Here is a 24773-nt window from a genome sequence, read left to right as displayed (position 1 = left end):
GGCCCGCGAAGCCGACGCCTCGCGGGCCTTATGTTTGTCAGGCTGTGGCGCTCAGGTCTTCAGCTTGGCGTTGCAGAGGCTGTAGAAGCCGCCGCCCTTCTGGATCCACTTGAGGCCGCCAAGCGCATTTGCGTCCTTGAGGGCATAGTACTGGTCGAGACAGGTATGCATGCGGCCCTTTCCGGGGGTTTCGCTGGCATATTTCGGCGAGATCGCCGACGGGAAAGTGACGCCCTTGGGCGCAACCGTCGTCGGCTTTGCCGGCTCTTTGGTGTAACTTGCCTCGCTCGGAGCCGGCACCGTGTCGTCATCCGACGCGGCGGCGCCGCATTCGGTCTTGCGGAAGTCGTTCCACTTCATGCCTTTCAGCGTGTTGGCCGTCTTGGCAGCCTGATACTTGGTGCTGCATTCGGCCATGCTCAGACCCTTGCCGCCACTGTCGGCGGGAGCCGCGGCAGCCTTGGTGGTTGCCGGCTTGGTGTCGGCAGCGGCGGATGCGCCGGCGGCGCATTCGGCCTTGCGGAAGTCGTTCCACTTCTGGCCATTGAGCGTACCGGCAGCCTTCGCAGCCTGGTATTTGGCGCTGCATTCCTTGGCCGTCAGCCCCTTGGCTGTGCTGTCGGCAGCCGCGGCGGTGGTCGCCTTGGCTGCCTTGGCCGGCTTCGTTTCGGCTGCCTTCTTGGTGTCGGCTGGCTTGGTTTCGGTGGTCGCCGCGGCATCGGTGCCGCACTGCGCCTTGCGGAACTGGTTCCAGGTCGCTCCGGCGAGTGTCCCCGCGTCCTTGGCGGCGTTGTACTTCGTGCTGCACTCGGCCATCGTCAGCGCGTTGGCTGGCGCAGCCAGGAACAAGGTCGCGACGGCGAGGCCGGTCAAAGTGGCAAGTCGGTGGATGAGCATAGCGTTTTCTCCGTTGCAGCAGCCCATGGTACGTCCCTGCAAACCAATAACGCTCAACGGTCGGTTGCGCCAGATGCTAAGTGGCGTATATATCGCCGAAAGCTGGCTCCTCCCGACAAGGTGATGAAATTGTTGCCTGTTGCTGGATTCAGAGCAAGATTTTCCAGGTGCATCCGCGCTGAAAGGCTCACATGACTGGTATGTTACAACGTGGCACTCTCAGCATGTGGGTTGCAGCCAGGTTGTGTGCAGTGCACAACAATGATTTTCTAAGGATTGGTAACATATAATCACACAATGTGATCATGGTGCCCTGGCCAATTGTGGCATGACGCGCCGGCAAAGAACTGTCGAGGAATCTGGTTAGCATGGCAGGGAATTATTTCGGCACGGACGGCATCCGCGGGCGCGCCAACAAGTTTCCGATGACCGCTGAAATCGCGATGCGGGTCGGCATGGCCGCCGGCCTCTCGTTCCAGCGCGGCAGTCATCGTCATCGCGTCGTGCTCGGCAAGGACACCAGGCTTTCGGGCTACATGATCGAGAATGCGATGGTGTCCGGCCTGTGCGCCGCCGGCATGGACGTGTTCCTGCTCGGCCCGATCCCGACGCCAGCGGTCGCCATGCTGGTGCGTTCGCTGCGCGCCGATATCGGCGTCATGATCTCGGCCTCGCACAATCCCTATTACGACAACGGCATCAAGCTGTTCGGCCCCGACGGCTACAAGCTCTCCGATGAGATCGAAGAGCGCATCGAGGGCATGCTCGACAAGGATATCGAACTGACGCTCGCCGATTCCGATGGGCTTGGCCGCGCCAAGCGCGTCGACGGCGTGCATGACCGCTACATCGAATTCGCCAAGCGCACCTTGCCGCGCTCGATGTCGCTTTCGGGCCTCAGGATCGTCGTCGATTGCGCCAATGGCGCCGCCTACAAGGTGGCGCCCGAGGCGCTGTGGGAACTGGGCGCCGAAGTCGTCGCCATCAATGTCGAACCCAACGGCTTCAACATCAACAAGGAATGCGGCTCGACCCATCCCGCAGGTCTGCAGAAGAAGGTGCACGAAGTGCGCGCCGACATCGGCATCGCGCTCGACGGCGATGCCGACCGTGTCGTCATTGTCGATGAGAACGGGGCGATCGTCGATGGCGATCAGATCATGGCGCTGATCGCCGAATCTTGGCACCAGAGCGGGCGGCTTGCCGGCGGCGGCGTCGTTTCGACGGTCATGTCCAATCTCGGCCTCGAGCGCTTCCTCGGCGACATGAAATTGCAGTTGCACCGCACCAAGGTCGGCGACCGCTATGTCGTGGAGCATATGCGCGCGCATGGGCTCAATGTCGGCGGCGAACAGTCGGGCCATATCGTGCTGTCGGACTTCTCGACCACCGGCGACGGCCTCGTTTCGGCGCTGCAGGTGCTGGCCTGCATCAAACGGCAGGGACGGCCGGTCAGCGAGCTGTCGAAGAAATTCGAACCGGTGCCGCAGCTTTTGAAGAACGTCCATATTTCCGGTGGCAAACCGCTCGAGGAAGCGCCAGTCAAGGCAGCCATCGAAGACGCCCGTCACCGCCTGGGCAAGGCCGGGCGGCTGGTCATCCGGCCATCCGGCACCGAGCCACTGATCCGCGTCATGGCCGAGGGCGACGACCCACAACTGGTCGAGGCCGTCGTCAACAACATCGTCGAAGTCATCTCGGAAACGCGCAGCGCCGCCTGATCCCTAGCGCGCCCGAAGGGCGTCGCGCCTAGCGCGCCCGGGAAGGCGCCGCGCCGCAGCATTTCCACCGCTCAAAGCCCGCCCTTCCGGCGGGCTTTTTGTTGGCCGGCGGCCGATCCCGGGCTCCGGAAACCGCGCCCCGCTTCCTCGAAGTTTCGAGATTCGTGGTTAAGCAACAGGGTTAAACGCCTTTTAACCTTTGCAATTCATTATCCACGACTGAAAGCAAATTGCATTTCGGACACGATCGCCGTTCCGAACTTCTTAGGGGTGACAAGCATGTTCAATACAGCAAGAAAGGCCCTGTTCGCTGCGCTGTTCGCAGGGCTGGCCGGGCCGGTTTTCGCAGCCGACATCCCGGAACCGGTGGTCGAAGAGGCTCCGCCACCGGTCTACGAGCAGCCGGCCGATATCGGCGGCTGGTATATTCGTGGCGACATCGATTATCACAAGTCGACCGTGCGCGGCATCGACTATATGACTTACACCATCGATCCCTGTAATTGTACGGTCACGCCCGGCAGCAAGAGTTTCGATTTCGGCAAGCTCAAGGGCGGTTTCTCGCTTGGCGGCGGCGTTGGCTACAAGGTCAACGATTACTTCCGGACGGATTTGACCGCCGACTACTGGTTCAAGTCGAACTTCGATGGCGGCACCTCGGATCTGCTCACGACCTCGACCGAAGTGTCGAAGATGAGCGCCCTGTTGCTGCTCGCCAATGCCTATGTTGATATCGGCACCTGGCACGGCATCACGCCCTATGTCGGCGCCGGCATAGGCGGCGCGCATGTCAAGTGGGATACTGTCTACGACCCGAACACCACCGAGACCAATCCCGGAGCATCCAACTGGCGCTTCGCTTACGCCCTGATGGCAGGTGCTTCCTACTGCCTGACGGACAAGGTGATCCTTGATGCGGGTTATCGCTACAGCCACATCCAGGGCGGCCGCATGTTCGAGTGGGACGCGAGCAGCGCCGGGCCGGGCTTCGACGGTGGCATCAGCACCCACGAGGTGCGCGGTGGCCTGCGCTATCAGTTCGGCGGCAACAACGGTTGCTCCGTGCCGGTGGCCTACCAGCCCGAACCCGAGCCGGTCTACACCAAGTAACACTTGTAATACTTGAAAATTCGCGAACCGCCCGGCATCAGCCGGGCGGTTTTCGTTTGGGTCGCTTGCAAAGAAAGTTTCCGCCGGAAATGAATTCGCTAACGCTCTGTTAGCCTTAACCGGCACTTAACCACTATGGTTAACAATGCTCCTTGAAACGATGGCTGCCGTTGCGATTGCTGGCGGCGCCAAATTCGGGAGTCGGGACCATGACACTCACATCGCGTATGGCGCTGGCGCTCGGCGCATTTGCCCTCTTGCCGCTGACACCCGCATTCGCCGCCGACTACGATCCGCCGGTCTATGTCGACCAGGCGCCCGACTATGTGCCGGTCGAGGTCGGCTCCGGCTGGTATCTGCGTGGCGATGTTTCCTATCTGGCGCAGAAGAGCTTCGAGAATGAGGATTTCGCTTTCACGCCGGCGAGCTTCAGCGACAAGGAAGATCCCATCTTTGCCAGCATCGGCTTCGGCTATCATTTCAACGATTATCTGCGTGCCGATCTCAATCTTGGCTACCTGCCCGGCAACAAGATCGGCGTCAGCTATGACGATACGGGGATCGTGGTACCGCCGGCAACGGGCACCGTGGCATCAGCATCGCTGAAGAACTATGCCTTCTCGGGCATGCTCAACGGCTATGTCGACCTTGGCACCTATGTCGGGATCACGCCCTATCTCGGCGCAGGCATCGGTGTTGTCCGCAGCACGCGCAAGCTCTCGGCGAGCTATTTCACAGACAACGATGATCCCACCGACGATTTCGTCCAGAACGATGATAAGACCAAGTACTCCCTGGCCTACACGCTGAATGCGGGCCTTGCCTATCAAGTGTCCAAGAATGTTTCCGTCGATCTGGGCTATCAGTATTTCTCCGCCCCCGACGCCGAATATGTGACCGCCGAAAGCCTGGCCTCGTTTCCGGTTCACAAGGGGATCAGCAACCATCAGGTCAAGCTCGGACTGCGCTACGATCTCTGGTAGCAGGCTCGGTATGCGTGAAAGCACTGACGGCGGATCTGTTCGGTCCGCCGTTTGCGTTTGAGGTCACGACATCCTGATCACAGATCGCCGGTATCCTGCCAACGACAAAAACTTTCCTCTTGACGCCCGAAGCCTGAACGCATATCGCCGTCCGTGGGCCACCCCTCCCCAACGAGGGGCCACTATCTGGAAGGATAGACCACGATGACGACACATACGAAGCCCGGACTCCGTCCGGCAAATCCCAACTTTTCTTCAGGTCCCTGCGCAAAACGCCCCGGCTGGTCGGTCGAGGCGCTGAACAATGCCGCGCTCGGCCGTTCCCACCGCGCCAAGATCGGCAAGGCCAAGCTCGAACAGGCGATCGAGCTGACGCGCGAAATTCTCCAGGTCCCGGCGGACTATCGCATCGGCATCGTGCCGGCGTCGGACACCGGCGCGGTCGAGATGGCGCTGTGGTCGCTGCTCGGCGAGCGCGGCGTCGACATGGTTGCGTGGGAGAGCTTTGGCTCCGGCTGGGTCACCGATGTGGTCAAGCAGCTCAGGCTTGCCGACGTGCGCAAGATCGAGGCCGGCTACGGCCAATTGCCCGACCTGGCAAAGATCGACTTCGATCGCGATGTGGTCTTCACCTGGAACGGCACCACGTCCGGCGTGCGCGTGCCGAACGGCGATTTCATTCCTGCGGATCGCAAGGGCCTGACCATCTGCGACGCCACCTCGGCCGCGTTTGCGCAAAGGCTCGATTTCCAGAAGCTGGATGTCGTCACCTTCTCCTGGCAGAAGGTGCTGGGCGGCGAGGGCGCGCATGGCATGCTGATCCTGTCGCCTCGCGCCGTCGAGCGACTGGAGACCTACAAGCCGGCTTGGCCGCTGCCTAAAATCTTCCGCCTGACCTCGGGCGGCAAGCTGATCGAAGGCATCTTCAAGGGCGAAACCATCAACACGCCGTCGATGCTGTGCGTCGAGGATTATCTCGATGCGCTGCACTGGGCGAAATCGATCGGCGGCCTCGAGGCGCTGATCGCCAGAGCGGATGCCAATGCGGCGGTCCTCGATCGCTTTGTCGGCAAGTCCTCATGGCTCGGTCATCTCGCCGTCGAGCCGGCGACGCGGTCGAACACCTCGGTCTGCCTGTCCTTCACCGACCCCGACGTGTCCGCGCTCGACGCCGACGGGCAGGCGGCTTTCGCCAAGGGGCTTGTCTCGGTGCTCGACAAGGAAGGCGTCGCCTATGACATCGGCGCCTATCGCGACGCGCCGCCCGGCTTGCGCATCTGGTGCGGCGCGACGGTCGAGACGTCCGATCTCGAGGCGCTGCTGCCCTGGCTAGACTGGGCGTTTGCCGCGCAGAAGGCGTCGCTCAAGGCAGCGGCCTGACTCCGAAGGGCCGGGTGGGTTCGCCCGGCTCAACGATCCAACATCCAGAAGATTTAGGCCACATCCGGCCGCAAGGACCTCATCCCGGCGCTTTCGCGCCGACCTTCCCCAAGGGGGAGGGACGCCAATCAAAGGATCAAATCCATGCCTCGCGTTCTCGTCTCAGACAAACTTTCTCCCACCGCCGTGCAGATCTTCAAGGATCGCGGCGTCGAGGTCGACTATCTGCCCGACCTCGGCAAGGACAAGGAAAAGCTCGCCGAAGTGATCGGCCAGTATGATGGCCTCGCCATCCGCTCGGCGACCAAGGTCACCGAAAAGCTGATCAATGCCGCCACCAATCTTAGGGTTATCGGCCGCGCCGGCATCGGCGTCGACAATGTCGATATCCCGGCGGCGAGCCGCAAGGGTATCATCGTGATGAACACGCCCTTCGGCAATTCGATCACCACCGCCGAACATGCGGTGGCAATGATCTTTGCGCTGGCGCGCCAGATCCCGGAAGCCAACGCCTCGACCCATGCCGGCAAATGGGAAAAGAACCGCTTCATGGGCGTCGAGATCACCGGCAAGACGCTGGGCGTCATCGGCTGCGGCAACATCGGCTCGATCGTCGCGACGCGCGGTGTCGGCCTGAAGATGCATGTCATCGCGTTCGACCCGTTCCTGTCGGACAAGCGCGCCGAGGAGCTTGGCGTCGACAAGGTCGAACTGGACGAGCTTTTCGCCCGCGCAGACTTCATCACGCTGCACACGCCGCTGACCGACAAGACGCGCAACATCATCGATGCCGCCGCGATCGCCAGGATGAAGAATGGCGTGCGCATCATCAACTGCGCGCGTGGCGGGCTGGTCGTCGAGGCCGACCTGATCGCGGCGCTGAAGAGCGGCAAGGTGGCCGGTGCCGGCATCGACGTGTTCGAGGTCGAACCGGCCGAGAACAATGAATTGTTCGGCATGGAGAACGTGGTGGCGACGCCGCATCTCGGCGCCTCGACGACGGAAGCGCAAGAGAACGTCGCCCTGCAGGTCGCCGAGCAGATGGCCGACTACCTGATCAAGGGCGCCGTCTCCAACGCCATCAACATGCCGTCGATCACCGCCGAGGAAGCGCCGCGACTGAAGCCGTTCGTCAAGCTCGCCGAAGTGCTCGGCGCCTTTGTCGGCCAGGTCACCGAAGACCCGATCAAGGAGGTCGAGATCCTGTTTGACGGCTCGACCGCGACGATGAACACGCGCGCGCTGATCAGCGCCACACTTGCCGGGTTGATCCGGCCGCAGGTCTCCGACGTCAACATGGTGTCGGCGCCGATCATGGTGAAGGAGCGCGGCATCATCGTTGCCGAGGTCAAGCGCGACAAGTCGGGCGTGTTCGACGGCTACATCAAGCTGACGGTCACGACCGAACACAAGACGCGCTCGATCGCCGGCACCTGCTTCTCGGATGGCAAGCCGCGCTTCATCCAGATCAAGGGCATCAATCTCGACGCCGAGGTCGGCCAGCACATGCTCTATACGACCAATGCCGACGCGCCGGGCATCATCGGCCTGCTGGGCACGGTGTGCGGCGAGAACGGCGTCAACATCGCCAACTTCCAGCTTGGCCGCAACCGGCCGGGTGGCGATGCCATCGCGCTGCTCTATCTCGATGCACCGTTCCCGGAGAATGTGCTGGAGCAGGTCAAGGCGCACAAGTCGATCGATTCGGCCAAGCGGCTGCATTTCGACGTCAACGCGATGTGACCCGACCTGCTAAAGCGCGTCGCGTTTGAACGGACCCATGCGACGCGCTTTAGGTCTTTGTTTTTATGCATGTCGTTCTCCCAAAACCGGGGCCACTTTTGGGCGACATGCATTAGGAAAGATCGAAAGGCGCGGCCTGGTCCGCGCCTTTTGTTTGTTCAGCGTGTCCTGGCTGACGGCAGCTTCGCTGCCTTGCGCCCGCTGTATTCGGCAAGCCCGATGCCGCCCAGCACAAGCACCAGAGCCAGTGCCTGATAGAGCTGGAACGTCTCGCCGACGATCAGCACCGAAAGCAGGGTGCCGAAGATCGGCACCAGGTTGATGAACAGGCCGGCGCGGTTGGCGCCGATCAGTTCGTTGCCCCTGATGTAGAAGATCTGCGAGATGACCGAGGCGCCGATCGCGGTATAGACGATGACCGCCCAGCCGCGCGCGTCGGGCACGATGACCTTGCCGGCGGCGACCTCCCACAGGAAGAAGGGCAGCGAGGTGACAAGTGCCGCAACCGACAGGGCCAGCATCAGGCTCTGCCAGTGCATCACCGGCTTCAGCCGCAGTCCGACCGAATAGCCACTGTAGAGAAACACCGCGACCAGCATGATGGCGTCGCCGAAATTGAGTTCCAGCGTCAACAGCCGGCGCGGGTCACCGTGGCAGGCGGTCAGGACCACGCCGGCGATGGTCAGCACGACGCCGACAATCTGTGCCCAGTTCACGCGCAAGCGGAAGAAGACGAAATTGGCGACGATGATCAGGATCGGCATCGCAGCCTGTTCGATCGAGACGTTGATCGCCGTCGTGTAGTTGAGGGCCGTGTAGAAGATCGTGTTGAACAAGGTGAAGCCGCTGGCGCCAAGTGCCGCCAGCACGAGCCAGTGCTTGCGCACCACCGGCCAGTCCTTGCGTATCGTCTGCAAGCCGATTGGCAGCATGATCGCCACGGCCAGCACCCAGCGCAGGAAGACGAGCGTCATCGGCGAGACGTGATCGACCGCCAGCTTGCCGGCCACCGAGTTGCCGCCCCACAGCAAGGTGGTGAGCAGCAGGAATATGTAGGCGCTTCGATGCATCGCGGGATTCCGGCCGCCAGAGGTGAGCTGCGGTGTTTGCCGGCCTATTGTCCCCGTCCGCCCAAGTAAATGATGTCAAAGCCGAAAATTGTTGTGCCTCAGCGCGTTTTTGGCGGCAAAGAAAGGTCGCGCTCACGAGGTCTTGACGTTATAGAGGCCTGTCGTTTCGAACCATATTCAAGCCGCTCGGCGGCGTCTCAAGGGAAAAGAAACATGGCCAATGTGGTGGTCGTCGGCTCGCAGTGGGGCGACGAAGGCAAGGGCAAGATCGTCGACTGGCTGTCGGAGCGCGCCGATGTCGTGGTGCGTTTCCAGGGTGGCCACAATGCCGGCCACACGCTGGTCGTCGACGGCAAGGTCTACAAATTGTCGTTGCTTCCGTCCGGCGTCGTGCGCCAGGGCAAGCTGTCCATCATCGGCAATGGCGTGGTTTTCGACCCGCATGCTTTCGTCGCCGAAGTGGCGAAGCTCAAGGCACAAGGCGTCGAAGTGGCGCCGGATCGCCTGAAAATAGCCGAAAACACAGCGCTTATCCTGTCCCTGCATCGGGAGCTGGACGGATTCCGCGAGGACGCCGCCTCCAACTCCGGAACGAAGATTGGCACGACCCGTCGTGGCATCGGCCCCGCCTATGAAGACAAGGTGGGCCGGCGCGCGGTCAGGGTGATGGATTTGGCGGATTTGGAAACGCTGCCCTTGAAAGTCGACAGGCTGCTGACGCACCACAATGCGCTGCGTCGCGGGCTTGGCCATGCCGAAGTCACGCATGATGCGATCATGCATGAGCTGACCTCGGTCGCGGCCGAAATCCTGCCCTATATGGACCGGGTGTGGAAAATCCTCGACGACAAGCGCCGCGCCGGCGAGCGCATCCTGTTCGAGGGCGCGCAAGGCACGCTGCTCGATATCGACCACGGCACCTATCCGTTCGTCACCTCGTCGAACACGGTCGCCGGCCAGGCGGCTGCCGGCTCCGGTGTCGGCCCAAGCGCCATCGGCTATGTGCTCGGCATCACCAAGGCCTATACGACGCGCGTCGGCGAAGGTCCGTTCCCGACCGAGCAGAAGAACGAGATCGGCGAGTTCCTCGGCACGCGCGGCCATGAATTCGGCGTCGTCACCGGCCGCAAGCGCCGCTGCGGCTGGTTCGACGCGGTGCTGGTGCGCCAGGCCGTCGCCGTCAACGGCATCAAGGGCATCGCGCTGACCAAGCTCGACGTGCTCGATGGGCTGGACGAAATCAAGGTCTGCACCGGCTACCGTCTCGACGGCGAGATGATCGACTATCTGCCGGCCAGCCAGGGTGCGCAGGCACGCGTCGAACCGGTCTACGAGACGCTGGAGGGCTGGAAAGGCACCACCGCCGGCGCGCGCAGCTGGAACGATCTGCCGGCCCAGGCCGTCAAATATGTCCGCTACATCGAGGAGTTGATCGGCGCCCCGGTCGCACTCCTGTCCACCAGCCCGGAACGGGACGACACGATACTTGTGACCGATCCGTTTCAAGACTAGTTTCTCAGCCTTTCCGGGCATCGCGGCTGATTTGCGGGGGCCGGCCCAGGAGCAAAATACAGGTCGACCGAAGCATGGCAGATTTCGTTTCTGTTCTGAAAAGGCAGCTCGACAAGCATGGCGAGCCGGGACTCGATACGCGCAAGCGGATCTATGACGGCGCGCGTTCCGCGCTCGAAAAGAAGCTTGCGGAGTTTTCGCCGCCGCTGTCTGCCGAGGTCATAGCCAAACAGAAGCGCTCCCTGGAAGACGCTGTCGTAAGTGTCGAGCGGGACTATGCCAAGAGCGTGCCGGAGACCGATCCGCTTGCGGAGCTGGAACACATCTTTTCCTCGATCGACCGCAACAAGAACCAGCCGAGCCATACACGGCAACTGGCGAAGGCAGAACCGACCTGGCCGCCGCCGCCTCTCGCCAAGCCGGAACCTTATCGACCGGCGCCACCACCTGTCGCCAAGGTCGAGCCTAGCTGGCAAAAGCCGACCCAAGCGCCTGCTGCTCACGCCGATACGGCCCTTCCGGGGATGGAGGGTGAAGAAGCCGACGACGGGGTCGATGTCTTTTCCAGCAACGAAGAGCCGGTGTCGGACACTTTCGAGCGCCTGCGCCCCGCCGAACGCAAGCGCAGCTATGGCGGCTTGATCGCCGCCGTCGTCGCCTTGCTGGTTGTTGCCGGTGGCGGCTATGGCATCTGGCTGAACAAGGACGCCTTCAGCAAGATGCTGGGACTTGACGGCAGCACCAAGGTCGCGAAGACCGAACCGGTGAAGCCGGCGCCGGCCAAGCCGGCAAAAGATGCCGCCGCAACGCCGCCAGCACCCGCAGCCGGCGGCACGGAAACCGAAGCCACGAAATTCACCCAGCGGCTGACGCCGCAGGGTAGCGAAGTCGACCCCGGCCCGGCCGGCGGACAGAGCGGCATCGGCGAAGGCGAATCGGTCGCCGCGCTGACCACGCCGCCCTCGGCGACGAACGCGCCAGCCGTTTCTGCACCGGCTGCCGGCACTCCGCCCGCGGCCGCACCCGCCACAACGCCGCCACCCGGCACGGCACCGGCGACGCCACCTGCCGCGGGGGCTGCACCTGCGGCGCCGGCTGCAGCCGCCACTCCGCCAGCACCGGCAGGCGCCGCGCCGGCGGCACCGGCAGCCGCGCCAGCGGAAACCGCGCTGCCGGTCGGCCAGAAGGCGATCTTCTATGAAGAGCGCACCAGCACCGCCCAGGGTTCGGCGGAGCCCGGCAGCATTGTCTGGTCGCTGGTGCAGGAATCGCCCGGTGGCGACCTGCCGCCGGAGCCGGCAATCCGCGCCGAGGCAACCATTCCCGGCAAGGACATCCAGTTGCGCATGACCATTCGTCGCAACACCGACCAGACACTGCCGGCCAGCCATATCATCGAGATGATCTTCCTGACGCCCGACGGCTTCGAAGGCGGCGGTGTCGACAACATCCTGCGTGTCGCGATGAAGAGTTCGGAACAGGATGCCGGTAGCCCGCTGATCGGCATTCCGGCCAAGATCGCCGACGGTTTCTTCCTCGTCGCGCTCAACGACACCAAGGCCGATGAGGACGCCAACATGACCTTGCTTCGCGGGCAGGACTGGATCGACGTGCCGGTCGTCTACAAGACCGGACGGCGGGCGCTGCTGACCATGGAAAAGGGTATTCCCGGCGAGAAGGTGTTCGACGAAGCGATCAAGGCCTGGCAGGCGAAGACGGCGGGCTGAGAAGAGCGCCTTCGTCAGGCGACATCAAAACAGCCGATATTTGGCTAGGGGCAGTCCGTTGCGTCCGACGCAGTCCGTTGCGTTCGACATAGTCGTTCCAGCTTGCAATGGCTTCCTTGTTCTCTTCTTGCCATTGACGCGTCTTTTGCGCCGCGATCGCTTTCGCGATACCCATCTCCGCGGCGCAAGATATGTCGATGCCCAACGCTTTGGCGTTTTCGATCAACGGCGACCTGATGAATATGCTGACGGATTTTCGCCGAGGCTTCGGCTTCGATTGAAGCATGGAGTTCGCGTCCCTTTATGCGTCCAATATAGATGCATAAAGCCTGCGAACACCATTACCCTTCCATTTCCTCGCGCAGCATCTCCAGTTCCAGCCACTCTTCCTCGAGTGCGGCCAGGGTCGCGCGCTCCTTGTCGAGCGCGGCGATGGTTTTCTGGAACGAGGCCGGATCGCGCTCGTAGTAGGCTGGATCGGCGATGTTGTTCTCAAGCCTGGAGATTGAAGCCATCACGGCCTCGATTTTCTTGGGCAGGGATTCCAGCGCGAACTTCTGCTTGAACGACAGTTTCTTCGCCGGCCCCTTTGGCGCAGCGGCTTCACTTTTGGTCGTCGCTGGGGCCTCGCCGGCTTCGGCCTTCGCCCGGGCCTTGCGGTCGTCGAGCCGGGTGCCGCCGCGCTGTGCCAGCATGTCCGAATAGCCGCCGGCATATTCGATCCAGCGGCCGCCGCCGTCCGGAGCGATGATGCTGGTCACGGTGCGGTCGAGGAAATCGCGGTCGTGGCTGACCAGGATGACGGTGCCGGCAAAGCCGGCAACCAGTTCCTGCAGCAGCTCTAGCGTCTCCATGTCGAGATCGTTGGTCGGCTCATCGAGCACCAGAAGGTTCGCCGGCCGCGCCAGCACGCGCGCCAGCAAGAGCCGCGCCCGTTCGCCGCCTGAAAGCTCGCGCACCGGCGTGCGTGCCTGCTCAGCCTTGAACAGGAAATCCTTCATGTAGGAGACGACATGGCGCTGCTCGCCATTGATGACGAGGTTCTCGCCGCGCCCGTCGGTGAGATATTGCGCCAGCGTCTCTTGCGGGTCGACCGCTTCGCGCTTCTGGTCGAGCGTGGCGATCTCCAGATTGGTGCCGAGCCGCACCGAGCCGGAATCGGGCTTCATCTCGCCGGTCAGCATCTCCAGCAGCGTCGTCTTGCCGGCGCCGTTCGGTCCGACGAGGCCGACGCGATCGCCACGCTGGATGCGGGTCGAGAAGCCCTTGACCACGGTGAGGTCGCCGAAGCTCTTCTCGATGTTTTTCGCCTCGATCACCAGCTTGCCGGATTCGGCGGCGTCGCTGGCCACCATGGTTGCCGAACCTTCGGCGCCGCGATGGCCGCGGAAGCGCTGGCGCATGGTCTGCAGTTCGCCCAGCCGGCGCATGTTGCGCTTGCGCCGCGCCGTCACGCCGTAGCGCAGCCAGTGTTCCTCGCGCACGATCTGGCGGCCGAGCTTGTGCTGCTCACGCTCTTCTTCTTCCAGCACGAGGTCGCGCCATTCCTCGAAGTGGCCAAAGCCCTTGTCCAACCTGCGGGTCTGGCCGCGATCGAGCCAGACGGTGGCGCGCGATACGCGCTCGAGAAAGCGGCGGTCATGCGAGATGACGACGAGCGCCGAGGAGGTACGGACGAGCTCCTCTTCCAGCCACTCGATCACCGAGAGATCGAGATGATTGGTCGGCTCATCAAGCAGCAGAATATCGGGCTCCGGCGCCATGACACGAGCGAGTGCTGCGCGCCTTGCCTCACCGCCGGAAAGATCGTTCGGCCGCTCCTCGCCCGACAGGCCGAGATGCTCCATGAGATAGCTGGCGCGGTATGGATCGTCGGCAGGCCCGAGCCCAGCCTCGACATAGGCGCGCACGGTCGCAAAACCCTCCATGTCGGGCATCTGCGGCAAATAGCGGACGGTTGCCGAAGGCTGGCGGAACACCTCGCCGTCCTGCGCCTCGATCAGGCCGGCGGCGATCTTCAGCAGCGTCGACTTGCCGGACCCGTTGCGGCCGACCAGCGCGATCTTGTCGCCGGCGGAAGCGGTCAAGGCGGCGCCATCGAGCAGCGGCGTGCCCCCGAAGGTCAGTTTTATCCCGTCGAGATTGAGAAGGGGCGGGGCCATGTCAGCTTTCAGGCAGTGGATAAGGATGGGCGAGCAACAGCGCGCGGCCTTGGTCGAGTGTGATTTCGAGGCGGCCCTTGACTTCGTTGGAGATGGTCAATGACGAGCCGAACGCCACCTTGACGCGGTCGAGCGGCCATTTGGCGCCGATGACGGTCAGGCCGGAAAGATCGGAAAAGCCGAGCACCGAAAACAGCGTGCGGTCGGCATAGTCGAAGCCGGCTTTCCCATGCAGCAGCGGAACGCCTTCCTGGGCGCCGCTGCTCAGAAGCACCCTCGTTCCGGCCTCGGCCAGCCGCAGGGCAAGCGCCAGATGCAGGAAGGCGTGGTCGGCGCGCTTGCCGCCAAAGGCGCCGGCGAGCACCAGGCTGGTCGCGCCGCGCTCCAGCGCGGCGGCGATGGCCAGTTCGCCATCGGTCTTGTCCTTCTCCGCCGGGAAGGTCCGGCGAGGCACGGCGGCGAGATCATCCGGCAGGTTGGCCGGCACCGAATCGAAATCACCCACCCACAGTTCCGGGACAAGGCCCAGCATGCGCGCATGGCCGATGCCGGCGTCGGCGGCGATGACGCGGGAGCCTTCGACCTGCCGGTCGAGCCGTGGCGTGCGGATGAGATCGCCGCCAAGCAAGATGGTGAATGTGCTCATATCGTGTGGCCCTTACCAGCCCGGCACGGGAAACGGAAGGCCGGCAAACTGCCACTTGCGCGGTTGATCGGCCGGGCCTATGTGTCGAAACGCTCTAACGGGGTGCCGGACGCGATCTTCGCGGACCGGCTGAGAGGCAAACTCGCCAACCCGCTGAACCTGATCCGGTTTGTACCGGCGGAGGGATTAGACGTTTCGGACAGTCCGACGCCTCAATTCCTTTCAATTCGAACGAAGGAGGCGCCGATGCGCACGCTTTTATACTCTCTTGTCTCTGCGATGGCTGTGGTCCTGTCCGGGCCGGCCTTGGCCAAGGACAAGCTCACCGTCTACACCTATGAGAGCTTCACCGCCGACTGGGGTCCGGGTCCCGTAGTGAAGAAGGAATTCGAGGCCGAATGCGGCTGCGATGTCGAGTTCGTCTCGGTCGCCGATGGCGTCGCGTTGCTCAACCGCGTCAAGCTGGAGGGGGCATCGACGAAGGCCGACATCGTGCTCGGCCTCGACACCAATCTGACCGCCGATGCCAAGGCCACAGGCCTGTTTGCGCCGCATGGCGCAGTGTCCGATGTCAATGTACCGGGCGGCTGGAACGACGATACGTTCGTTCCTTTTGACTACGGCTATTTCGCCGTCGTTTACGACACCGAGAAGTTGAAGACACCGCCGAAGAGCCTGAAGGAGCTGGTCGAAGGCAGCGCCGACGACAAGATCGTCATTCAGGATCCGCGCACCTCGACACCGGGCCTCGGCCTGCTGTTGTGGGTCAAGTCGGTCTATGGCGACAAGGCGCCGGAGGCCTGGGCGAAGCTCAAGGCGAAGGTGCTGACCGTGACGCCGGGCTGGAGCGAGGCCTACGGCCTGTTCACCAAGGGCGAGGCGCCGATGGTGCTGTCCTACACCACCTCGCCGGCCTATCACATGGTCGCCGAGAACACCGAGCGCTACCAGGCAGCGTCGTTCGAAGAGGGCGAATATCTGCAGATCGAGGTCGCCGGCATCACCACGACAGGGGCCAAGAATCCGCTGGCGGAAAAGTTCCTGGCCTTCATGACCGGACCGAAATTCCAGGATGCCATTCCCGAGACCAACTGGATGTTCCCGGCCGGCAAGACCGACAAACCGCTCAATCCGGCCTTCGACAAACTGGTCAAGCCGACCAAGACCTTGCTGTTCAGCCCCGAAGAGGTCGCCGCCAACCGCAAGGCCTGGGTGGATGAATGGCTGGCGGTGATGAGCAAATGAGAGCGCGTTTCACCCTCCCCCTTGTGGGGAGGGTCGATCCGCGTGGCGGAGCGGGGTGGGGGCTGCGACCTTGAAGATGTCCTCACCCCCACCCCGGCGCGCATCCTCTGACCCTCGCATCACAGCTGGCGTCATCGCGCTCGCCGCAATCTCGCTGTTGATCGGCGGCGCGTTTGCTGGACTGCTTTTCGAAGGCGCTCACGACTTCTCCGGCGCCTGGGCGGCCTTCGATCCTTATCTGCTTCGCGTCGTTCGCTTCACGCTCTGGCAAGCGGCGCTCTCGACGCTGCTTTCGGTCGGGCCGGCGCTGTTCGTGGCGCGCGCGCTGTCACGGCATCCACGCTTCCTTGGCCGCGCCTTCATCCTGCAGCTGTTCGCCGTACCATTGGCGCTGCCGGCCATCGTCGCGGCACTCGGCATTCTCGCTCTCTATGGCCGTGCCGGCTATTTTTCCGGGGTGTTCACGGGGATTGGCGGTGGAAGCTGGCCAGGCATCTATGGCCTGCCCGGCATTCTCGTCGCACATGTCTTCTTCAACCTGCCGTTGGCGACAAGGCTCCTTCTCGAAGCGCTGCAGACCATTCCCGCCGACCAATGGCGGCTGTCGAGCCAACTCGGCATGGGCGCGCGGCCGGCGTTCCGGCTGATCGAATGGCCTACGCTGCGTGCGGCCTTGCCGGGTGTTGCCGGGCTTGTCTTCATGCTCTGCATCACCTCGTTCACGATCGTGCTGACGCTCGGCGGCGGGCCAGCCGCGACGACGCTGGAGGTCGGCATATACCAGGCGCTGCGCTTCGATTTCGATCCCGCCCGGGCCGTCACCCTGACATTGCTGCAGATCGCCTTGACGTTTGTCGTCGTGCTGGCGCTGACGCGGCTTGGCGCCAATGTGGTCGGCGACACCAACCTGCCGGTTGCGCCGCGCCGCTACCTCCCCGTCAATGGGACCGAGACCTTGCTGAACGTCGTGCTCATCGTGCTCGCGCTGCTGTTCGTTGTCGGACCGATGGCGGCCACGGTGATGGCCGGGCTTGGCGCCGATCTCGGCCGGCTTGCCGGCGAGGTCGCCGTGCGGCAGGCGACGCTGACCAGCGCGGTGCTGGCCTTCCTGTCAGCACTGCTTTCCGTGACGCTGTCGCTGGCGCTGACCATGGCACGCCGGGCGCTGGCGCTGAACCACCGCTCAGGCGCAAAGGCAATGCTGGAACACGCCGCTGATACCGGCGCCGGTTTCGTCCTCGTCGTGCCGCCGATCGTCGTCGGCGCCGGCTGGTTCCTGTTGCTGCGCCATGTCGGCGATGTCTTTGTCATCGCCCCGGTCATGGTCGTCGCCGTCAACGCGGTGATGGCGATGCCGTTCGCACTGCGCGCTGTCCGTCCCGCCTATGATGCGGCGAGCGAGCGTCACGAACGGCTTTGTGCGCAGCTCGGCATTGCGGGCTGGAATCGTTTGATGCTGGTCGACTGGCCGTCGCTGCGGCGGCCGCTTGCCACCGCCTTTGCTTTCGCCATGGCGCTGTCGCTTGGCGATCTTGGCGTCATCGCGCTGTTCGGCAGTGATTCCGTGCAGACCTTGCCCTACCTTCTGTTGGCGCGCATGGGCAGCTACCGCACGCAGGACGCCGCCGGCCTGGCGCTGCTGCTTGGCCTCGTCTGCCTCGCATTGATCGTAGCCGCACACTGGCTGGGAAGGGAGAAGAACCGGGATGCCTGACGGGGCGGCCAGCAGGTCTGAAAAGGGCGCTTCGGTGCGGCTGGACCAGGTGTCGTTCAGCTATGGCGAAGCGCCGCTCGTCTTTGACGTCGATTTCGCCGCGGCGAAAATCACAGCCATCATGGGGCCGAGCGGTTCTGGCAAGTCGACGCTGCTCAACCTGGTGGCCGGCTTCGAGGTACCGCAGTCGGGCCGCGTGCTGATCGGCGGGGCCGATGTCAACGCCGCGCCGCCGTCAGCGCGGCCGGTGTCGATGGTGTTCCAGGAGAACAATCTCTTTGCCCACCTCTCCGTCGAGCAGAATGTCGGGCTCGGCCGCTCGCCATCCTTGCTGCTGACCGAGGCGGATCGTGCCGCGATCGCCGGGGCGCTCGAACGCACCGGCCTTGCCGGCAAGGAAAAGCGCCTGCCGCGTGAACTCTCCGGCGGTGAACGCCAGCGTGTCGCCTTGGCCCGCGTCCTGGTGCGCGACCGGCCGGTGCTCCTGCTCGACGAACCCTTCGCCTCGCTCGGCCCGGCGCTGCGCGACGACATGCTGGATCTGGTCGCCGCAGTGCACGCCGAACGGGGCATGACGGTGCTGTTCGTCACCCACCAGCCGGAGGATGCCCGCCGCATCGGCGGGCACATGGTGTTTCTGGACAATGGCGTTGTCGCGGCAACCGGCAAGGCGGATGAATTCTTCAGCGGGGCTGGTCCGGAAGCGTTCCGGCGCTATATCGGCGCGGGTGCCGGGGATGTCGTATCACGAGATGTTGCCCGGAAGCGGACATAATTTACGGTCAAACCGGCTCCAGGCGATGTGGCGCTTGCTTGCCATGACTGGAGGAGTGTGGCTAGGTCCCCCTACTGGTCCGGCAACAGGCCGTGATTTGCCTGCAGCATCCGCCGCCCGCCCCGAGGGGCGCGCGCCGGATGCTGCAGCAGTTTGAGATAGCGCATGACACGTTCCGAAGATCGCCCCCGATTTTCGTGGTCATGTGCCGGGACCCGAAAGGAAGCCGTTCTGGCGATCGGCGTTGACAAACTACGAATGAATCCGCTGGCGCGCTTTCTCGCGCTGGCCGGCTTTGCCGTGGCGCTGGCGAGCTGCCAGATGTTCACGCCGCCCGAGGTTCAGGAATCCGGCTTCCAGCCTTCCGACAAGCCGATCACAGTCGACAACGTCGCTGCCAACAGCAAGCTCGCCGAACTGGCCAAGGCACAGCATCCGCGCATCCTGGCCACCTATGGCGGCGAATATTCCGATCCCAAGCTCGAGCGCATGGTTGCCAAGGTGGTCGGCAATCTGACCGTCGTGTCGGCCAACCCGACGCAGACCTATCGCATCACCATTCTGAATTCGCCCAACGTCAACGCTTTCGCACTGCCGGGCGGTTATCTCTACATCACGCGCGGCCTGCTGGCGCTGGCCAATGATTCGGCCGAGCTTGCGGCGGTCATCGCCCATGAGATGGGCCACGTCACCGCCAATCACGGCTTGCAGCGCCAGCAGCTGGAGGCCGAGGAAGGCCTGGCGACCAAGGTGGTTTCCGATGTGCTCGGCGACAGCCCGACCGCCAAGGCGGCGCTGATCCGTGGCAAGCTGAGACTGGCGCAATTCTCGCGCAACCAGGAGCTGGAGGCCGACGCCATCGGCATCAAGTCGATCGGCGAAGCCGGCTACGATCCTTTCGCCGCCGGCCGCTTCCTGCAGTCGATGTCGGCCTATACCGATTTCCGCTCGATCAGTGGCGCCACCGACGCCAGCCTCGACTTTCTGGCCACCCACCCCAACACGCCGCAGCGCATCGATCTGGCGCAGCGCCATGCCCGCCAGTTCGGCGCACCCGGCGTCGGCACCCGCGACCGCGATTCCTTCCTCGCCGGCATAGACGGCCTGCTCTATGGCGACACGCCTGAGGAAGGCTATGTGCGCGGCGAAACCTTCCTGCATCCGGGCCTCGGCGTGTCCTTCTCGGTGCCCGAGGGCTTCATCATCGACAATTCGGCCGCCGCTGTGACAGCAACCGGGCCCGGCGACATGGCGATCCGCTTCGACGGCGTCTCGATCGACAAGAACCGCGCGCTCACCGACTATATCCGCAGCGGCTGGGTGGCTGGTCTCGACGACAGCACCGTCAAGCAGGAAACGATCAACGGCAACGAGGCGGCGACCGCGCATGCCGGTGCCGATGGCTGGCAGTTCGATATCGCGGTGATCCGCGCCGGCGGCCAGGTCTACCGGCTGCTGACCGCGGCGCCCTCGGCCAGCACCTCGCTGGATACGGTGGCGCGTTCGGTGAGCGGATCGTTCCGTATCCTCAGTGCCGAGGAAAAAGCGGCGCTGAAGCCGCTGCATATCCGCGTCGTCACCGTTCAGCCCGGCCAGACGATGGGTTCGCTTTCCGCCCAGATGGTTGGTGTCGACCGCAAGCTCGACCTGTTCCGCGTGCTCAATGCGCTGTCGCCGGGGGCCGCGGTCTCGGCCGGCGACAAGGTCAAGATCGTTACCGACAAGTAAGAGTCCGTCGCAAACTCACCCCGCTGGACGCCTGCCGCGGATCAGGCGGCAGTCGCCATAAATTCCGGGTTCTGCTTCACCAGCGCGACCTTGAGCTTTTCCATGGCGCGCGCCTCGATCTGGCGGACGCGTTCCTTGGAGATGCCAAGCGTCTCGCCAAGCGCTTCCAGTGTCGCACCCTCGTCGTTCAGCCGGCGTTCCTCGATGATCCTCAGCTCACGCGCGTTGAGCGCGCGAAGCGCTTCCCTCAGCCAGAGCGAACGGCGTGCGACATCGATCTTGTCGCCGACGATCTCGTCGGGCAATGGATCGTCCGAGACCAGGAAATCCATCCGCTCTGTCGAACCCGCATCGTCGGCCATCGGCATGTTGAGCGAGGAGTCCGGCGCCGACAGCCGCGAATCCATCATCGCCACGTCGGCCTCGGAGACGCCGAGTGCCTCCGACACTTCGCGATAGAGCGTCGCGTTGGACAAAGGTTCGGTGCCGTTGGCCAGCCGCGCGCGCAGACGTCGCAGGTTGAAGAAAAGCGCCTTCTGCGCCGAGCTGGTGCCGCCGCGTACGATCGACCAGTTGCGCAGGATGTAGTCCTGCATCGAGGCGCGGATCCACCACGTCGCGTAGGTCGAAAACCGCACCTCGCGCTCGGGCTCGAAGCGGGCGGCGGCTTCAAGCAGGCCGACATGACCTTCCTGGATCAGATCGCCGAGCGGCAGGCCGTAGTGACGGAATTTGGAGGCCATGGAAATGACCAGCCGCATATGCGCAACCGTGATGCTGTGCAGCGCGTTCTGGTCGTTGTCTTCTTTCCAGAGCAATGCGAGCCGGTGCTCTTCTTCACGTTCGAGGTAGGGAGCCTTCATTGCCGCGCGGACCATGATCCGTCCTGCAGTGTCTTCCATCATGAGGCGCTCCCTGGCTCAGGCGATGCGGATGACTTTGCAAACTTGGCAGGCGCCCGGGTTGAAATCGCGGCGTCGTGCCCTAGAAAATCCAGAACGTGCCATGCACGAGAATGGTTCCGTGGCCGTTGGCGGCTGGATCGAGTTGCCTGAGGGGGGCCGGCGATGATCCGCGGTCGTGTCGATCGCAACCAAAAGCGCTATTTCGAGAATATGATTTCAGAAGTTGTTTGTTTTTGAAATCCTGTTCCTTATTTTTTCGACTTGTATCTGTCAGTTTCCAGCGCTCACAACATGCCGGACAGCCGGCCAAGGACGGGATCACAGAAAAATGAAATGGCTCAAGTCGTTTATCATCGCCGGAACGCTGCAGGCGCTGGCTGTCACGTCAGGCCATGCCGGCGCCAATCTCGACCAGATCAAGCAGGCAGGCGTCATCAAGGTCGGCACGGAAGGCACCTATGCGCCGTTCACCTATCATGACACTTCCGGCGCGCTGGTCGGCTTCGATGTCGAAATCGCCAAGGCGATCGCCGACAAGCTCGGCGTCAAGGCCGAGTTCCTCGAAGGCAAGTGGGACGGGCTGATCGCCGGCCTCGATGCCAATCGCTATGATACCGTCATCAACGAAGTCGGCATTACCGATGCCCGCAAGGCCAAGTACGACTTCTCCGATCCCTACATCGCCTCCAAGGCGGTGCTGATCGTGCGCGGCGACAACACCGACATCAAGACCTTCGCCGATCTCAAGGGCAAGAAGTCGGCGCAGTCGCTGACCTCAAATTTCGGCAAGCTCGCTGAGACGAATGGCGCCGAACTCGTCGGCACCGACGGCTTTGACCAGTCGATCCAGCTGCTTTTGACCGGCCGCGCCGATGCCACCATCAATGACAGCCTGTCGTTTCTCGACTTCAAGAAGCACAAGCCCGACGCCAATGTGAAGATCGCCGCGCAAGAGGAAAACGCCGACTATTCCGGCGTCATCGTGCGCAAGGGCGATCCGGACCTGGTTGCGGCGATCAACAAGGCGCTGGCCGACATCAAGGCGGACGGCACCTACAAGAAGATCGCCGACACCTATTTCGGCCAGGACGTTTCGAAGTAATTTCATGAGGTGAGGCCGGCCGCCGGCCTATGCGATATCAAGCGGCGAGCCGTCTTTGACGGTCCGCCGCTTTTGTCGTGATATGCCGATCGCATTCGCGCTTTGATGAGCCGCCTCGACCATTTGGAGGGTCTTACGTGACGCACTGGCTGCAACTGATGCTGGAGTCGCTGCCGTCGCTCTTGTGGGCGGCCCTGATCTTCACCGTGCCGTTGACGCTGCTTTCCTTCGTTCTTGGCTTGACGGTCGGCCTCGGTGCCGCGCTCGGCAGGCTGTTCGGGCCGAAGCCGCTGGTCGCGCTTGTGCGCTTCTATGTCTGGATCTTCCGCGGCACGCCGCTGCTGGTGCAGCTGTTCCTGATCTTCTACGGCCTGCCATCGGTCGGCATCCTGCTTGACGCCTTCACCGCCGCGTTGATCGGCTTCACGCTGAACATCGGTGCCTACACGTCGGAAATCATCCGCGCGGCAATAGGCTCGGTGCCGAAAGGCCAGTGGGAAGCCGCCTATTCGATCGGCATGACATGGAGCCAGGCGATGCGGCGCACCATCCTGCCGCAAGCCGGAAGGGTCGCGGTGCCGCCGCTCTCCAACACCTTTATCTCGCTGGTCAAGGATACGTCGCTGGCCGCCGCCATCACCGTGCCGGAAATGTTCCAGGCAGCGCAGCGCATCGTCGCCACCACCTATGAACCGTTGATCCTCTATGTCGAGGCGGCGATCCTCTATCTGGCGATGAGCTCGGTGCTGTCGGCCTTGCAGACGCGGCTGGAAGAACGGCTCAACCGCTATGGTGGCTTCCTGGAGGCGCGCTCATGATCGGCCTCACCAACATTGAAAAGCGCTTCGGCGACAATCTCGTGCTGAAGGGCGTGACGGTCACCATCGCCGAAGGCAGTGTCACGGCGCTGGTCGGCCCTTCGGGCGGCGGCAAGAGCACGCTGCTGCGCTGCATCAACCTGCTGGAGATTCCGACCTCCGGCACGGTGCGCATCGGCGACGAGGTGCTCGAATTCCATCCTGGCGGCAAGGTTCCGGCCAGGGATATCCAACGCTTGCGTCTGCAAACCGGCATGGTGTTCCAGAACTTCCAGCTGTTTCCGCATCGCACCGCGATCGAGAATGTCATGGAAGGGCTGGTGACGGTGCTGAAATGGCCAACGGAGCGGGCGCGCGAGCGGGCGCTCGCCCTGCTGGAAAAGGTCGGCATGGCACACAAGGCCGACGCCTGGCCGGCAACCCTGTCGGGCGGCCAGCAGCAGCGCGTTGCAATCGCTCGCGCACTGGCGCCGTCGCCGAAAGTGCTGCTGTGCGACGAGCCGACCTCGGCGCTCGACCCGGAACTGGCCCAAGAGGTGGTCGACGTGCTCGGCAAGCTCGCCAGCGAGGGGACGACCATGGTGATGGCGACGCATGACCTGCGCCTCGCCTCCAAGATTGCGCAGGAAGTGGTCTTCCTCGATGCCGGCGTCATCGTCGAGAAAGGCCCGGCGGCCGTACTGTTCGGCAATCCGGAACACCAGCGGACCAAGCGGTTCATTGCGACGCTGAAGCAAGAGGCGGAGAAGGAGGGTGGCGGCGAGGCGTAGGCGCCGTCCTCGCTTCGGCCGATCCTCCCAGAAACAAAAAACCCGGCACGAGGCCGGGTTTTTCATGGATTCGAAGGTGAAAAAGCTCAGGCAGCTTCTTCCTGCTCGGCTTCCTCATTGTCGGCCTTGGCGCCGCGCTTAGGGCCCTTGTTGAGGTTGACCTCGATCAGGCGCACGGCTTCGGTTTCCGACATGCGGTTGACGGCCGCGATCTCGCGGGCCATGCGGTCGAGTGCTGCCTCGTAGAGCTGGCGTTCGGAATAGGACTGCTCGGGCTGGTTGTCGGCGCGGTAGAGGTCGCGCACAACTTCCGAGATCGAGATCAGGTCACCGGAATTGATCTTCGCATCATATTCCTGGGCGCGGCGCGACCACATGGTGCGCTTGACGCGGGCGCGGCCCTGCACGACTTTCAGCGCGCGCTCGACATAATCCTCTTCCGACAGCTTGCGCATGCCGATGGAGGTCGCCTTGGCGACCGGCACCTTCAGGCGCATCTTGTCCTTCTGGAAGTCGATGACGAACAGTTCCAGCTTGTGCCCAGCGACTTCCTGCTCGTCGATCGACACGATCTGGCCGACGCCATGCGCCGGATAGACAATATACTCGCCGGTCTTGAAACCGTGACGCGCAGCGGAGGACTTCTTCTGCGGGGTTATCGTTGCCATTGCGCCCTGAACTCCTTGTTGTGGTACCGGCTTCCTGCCGGCCCGAACTCGCGCGATCGGGGAAACCGATCGTTAGCCGCACAACAGATGAACCCAT

The 24773-nt window shown here is 63.3% G+C and carries 21 protein-coding genes and 1 riboswitch; of the genes, 14 read left to right on the top strand and 7 right to left on the bottom strand.

Annotated features, from left to right (window positions below):
• Nucleotides 1-51: 51 nt before the first annotated feature.
• The gene (locus tag ACFFNA_RS19850; protein ID WP_378920940.1) at nt 52-897 is read right to left on the bottom strand and encodes a hypothetical protein; all 846 of its coding nucleotides are present in this window, start codon (nt 895-897) and stop codon (nt 52-54) included.
• A 368-nt stretch (nt 898-1265) separates the two neighbouring features.
• Here ACFFNA_RS19850 and glmM point away from each other — a divergent pair, with 368 nt between their 5' ends.
• From glmM to serA, 5 genes are all read left to right on the top strand, one after another.
• Nucleotides 1266-2618, top strand: coding sequence for a phosphoglucosamine mutase (glmM, locus tag ACFFNA_RS19845; protein ID WP_111548308.1), 1353 nt, complete (start codon nt 1266-1268; stop codon nt 2616-2618).
• 279 nt (nt 2619-2897) lie between these two features.
• Nucleotides 2898-3728: an outer membrane protein gene (locus ACFFNA_RS19840; RefSeq protein WP_378920938.1), complete on the top strand. Its 831-nt coding sequence runs from the start codon at nt 2898-2900 to the stop codon at nt 3726-3728.
• A 209-nt stretch (nt 3729-3937) separates the two neighbouring features.
• Nucleotides 3938-4711 carry an outer membrane protein gene (locus ACFFNA_RS19835; RefSeq protein WP_378920936.1) on the top strand — a complete coding sequence of 258 codons (774 nt, stop codon included), beginning with the start codon at nt 3938-3940 and terminating at the stop codon, nt 4709-4711.
• A 204-nt stretch (nt 4712-4915) separates the two neighbouring features.
• Entirely contained in the window at nt 4916-6091 is a 1176-nt protein-coding gene (locus ACFFNA_RS19830) for a phosphoserine transaminase (RefSeq protein WP_378920934.1), read from the top strand.
• Nucleotides 6092-6235: 144 nt separating this feature from the next.
• On the top strand, nt 6236-7834 hold the full coding sequence (serA, locus tag ACFFNA_RS19825) for a phosphoglycerate dehydrogenase (protein WP_378920932.1): 1599 nt from the start codon (nt 6236-6238) through the stop codon (nt 7832-7834).
• A gap of 158 nt (nt 7835-7992) precedes the next feature.
• On the opposite strand, the gene ACFFNA_RS19820 is transcribed toward serA, so the two are convergent.
• Nucleotides 7993-8904 (bottom strand): DMT family transporter, encoded by a 912-nt coding sequence (locus ACFFNA_RS19820; protein ID WP_378920930.1) that lies wholly within the window; start codon nt 8902-8904, stop codon nt 7993-7995.
• 213 nt (nt 8905-9117) lie between these two features.
• On the opposite strand from ACFFNA_RS19820, the gene ACFFNA_RS19815 reads away from it, so the two are divergent.
• A complete protein-coding gene (locus tag ACFFNA_RS19815) occupies nt 9118-10416 on the top strand; it encodes an adenylosuccinate synthase (protein ID WP_378920928.1) in 1299 nt (432 codons plus the stop codon).
• A 74-nt stretch (nt 10417-10490) separates the two neighbouring features.
• A complete protein-coding gene (locus tag ACFFNA_RS19810) occupies nt 10491-12143 on the top strand; it encodes a hypothetical protein (protein ID WP_378920926.1) in 1653 nt (550 codons plus the stop codon).
• Here the strand turns inward: ACFFNA_RS19810 and ACFFNA_RS19805 are convergent.
• From ACFFNA_RS19805 to ACFFNA_RS19795, 3 genes are read right to left on the bottom strand one after another with little or no spacing between them, the layout of a single operon-like run.
• A complete protein-coding gene (locus ACFFNA_RS19805; RefSeq protein WP_378920924.1) occupies nt 12112-12429 on the bottom strand; it encodes a type II toxin-antitoxin system CcdA family antitoxin in 318 nt (105 codons plus the stop codon). The genes ACFFNA_RS19810 and ACFFNA_RS19805 overlap by 32 nt on opposite strands.
• A gap of 55 nt (nt 12430-12484) precedes the next feature.
• The gene (locus tag ACFFNA_RS19800) at nt 12485-14305 is read right to left on the bottom strand and encodes an ABC-F family ATP-binding cassette domain-containing protein (protein ID WP_378920922.1); all 1821 of its coding nucleotides are present in this window, start codon (nt 14303-14305) and stop codon (nt 12485-12487) included.
• Between the two features lies 1 nt (nt 14306).
• Nucleotides 14307-14951, bottom strand: coding sequence for a thiamine diphosphokinase (locus ACFFNA_RS19795; RefSeq protein WP_378920920.1), 645 nt, complete (start codon nt 14949-14951; stop codon nt 14307-14309).
• Between the two features lie 88 nt (nt 14952-15039).
• Nucleotides 15040-15154: riboswitch (TPP riboswitch) on the top strand.
• A 43-nt stretch (nt 15155-15197) separates the two neighbouring features.
• On the opposite strand from ACFFNA_RS19795, the gene thiB reads away from it, so the two are divergent.
• The 4 genes from thiB (at nt 15198) to ACFFNA_RS19775 (ending at nt 20413) form a co-directional block, all read left to right on the top strand.
• Nucleotides 15198-16196 carry a thiamine ABC transporter substrate binding subunit gene (gene thiB, locus ACFFNA_RS19790; protein ID WP_378920918.1) on the top strand — a complete coding sequence of 333 codons (999 nt, stop codon included), beginning with the start codon at nt 15198-15200 and terminating at the stop codon, nt 16194-16196.
• Nucleotides 16197-16272: 76 nt separating this feature from the next.
• On the top strand, nt 16273-17910 hold the full coding sequence (gene thiP / locus ACFFNA_RS19785) for a thiamine/thiamine pyrophosphate ABC transporter permease (protein ID WP_378920916.1): 1638 nt from the start codon (nt 16273-16275) through the stop codon (nt 17908-17910).
• Nucleotides 17903-18685 carry a thiamine ABC transporter ATP-binding protein gene (gene thiQ / locus ACFFNA_RS19780; RefSeq protein WP_378920914.1) on the top strand — a complete coding sequence of 261 codons (783 nt, stop codon included), beginning with the start codon at nt 17903-17905 and terminating at the stop codon, nt 18683-18685. Before thiP ends, thiQ begins: the two co-directional genes overlap by 8 nt.
• Before the next feature lie 258 nt (nt 18686-18943).
• Nucleotides 18944-20413: a M48 family metalloprotease gene (locus ACFFNA_RS19775; protein WP_378920912.1), complete on the top strand. Its 1470-nt coding sequence runs from the start codon at nt 18944-18946 to the stop codon at nt 20411-20413.
• 41 nt (nt 20414-20454) lie between these two features.
• On the opposite strand, the gene ACFFNA_RS19770 is transcribed toward ACFFNA_RS19775, so the two are convergent.
• Nucleotides 20455-21318 (bottom strand): RNA polymerase factor sigma-32, encoded by an 864-nt coding sequence (locus tag ACFFNA_RS19770; RefSeq protein WP_378920910.1) that lies wholly within the window; start codon nt 21316-21318, stop codon nt 20455-20457.
• A 328-nt stretch (nt 21319-21646) separates the two neighbouring features.
• Here ACFFNA_RS19770 and ACFFNA_RS19765 point away from each other — a divergent pair, with 328 nt between their 5' ends.
• The 3 genes from ACFFNA_RS19765 (at nt 21647) to ACFFNA_RS19755 (ending at nt 24008) form a co-directional block, all read left to right on the top strand.
• Nucleotides 21647-22420, top strand: a complete 774-nt coding sequence (locus tag ACFFNA_RS19765; RefSeq protein ID WP_378920908.1) for an amino acid ABC transporter substrate-binding protein — start codon at nt 21647-21649, stop codon at nt 22418-22420.
• Nucleotides 22421-22557: 137 nt separating this feature from the next.
• Complete coding sequence (locus ACFFNA_RS19760) at nt 22558-23238, top strand: amino acid ABC transporter permease (protein WP_111544500.1); 681 nt, start codon at nt 22558-22560, stop codon at nt 23236-23238.
• Complete coding sequence (locus ACFFNA_RS19755) at nt 23235-24008, top strand: amino acid ABC transporter ATP-binding protein (RefSeq protein ID WP_378920907.1); 774 nt, start codon at nt 23235-23237, stop codon at nt 24006-24008. Before ACFFNA_RS19760 ends, ACFFNA_RS19755 begins: the two co-directional genes overlap by 4 nt.
• Nucleotides 24009-24094: 86 nt before the next feature.
• Here the strand turns inward: ACFFNA_RS19755 and ACFFNA_RS19750 are convergent, their stop codons facing one another.
• On the bottom strand, nt 24095-24676 hold the full coding sequence (locus tag ACFFNA_RS19750) for a CarD family transcriptional regulator (RefSeq protein ID WP_111544498.1): 582 nt from the start codon (nt 24674-24676) through the stop codon (nt 24095-24097).
• Between the last annotated feature and the right edge of the window lie 97 nt (nt 24677-24773).

The organism is Mesorhizobium kowhaii (assembly GCF_042431665.1).
Taxonomy (GTDB): domain Bacteria; phylum Pseudomonadota; class Alphaproteobacteria; order Rhizobiales; family Rhizobiaceae; genus Mesorhizobium; species Mesorhizobium kowhaii.
The sequence above is the reverse complement of the archived record's forward strand: the minus strand, read 5'-3'. Positions and strand labels throughout refer to the sequence as shown.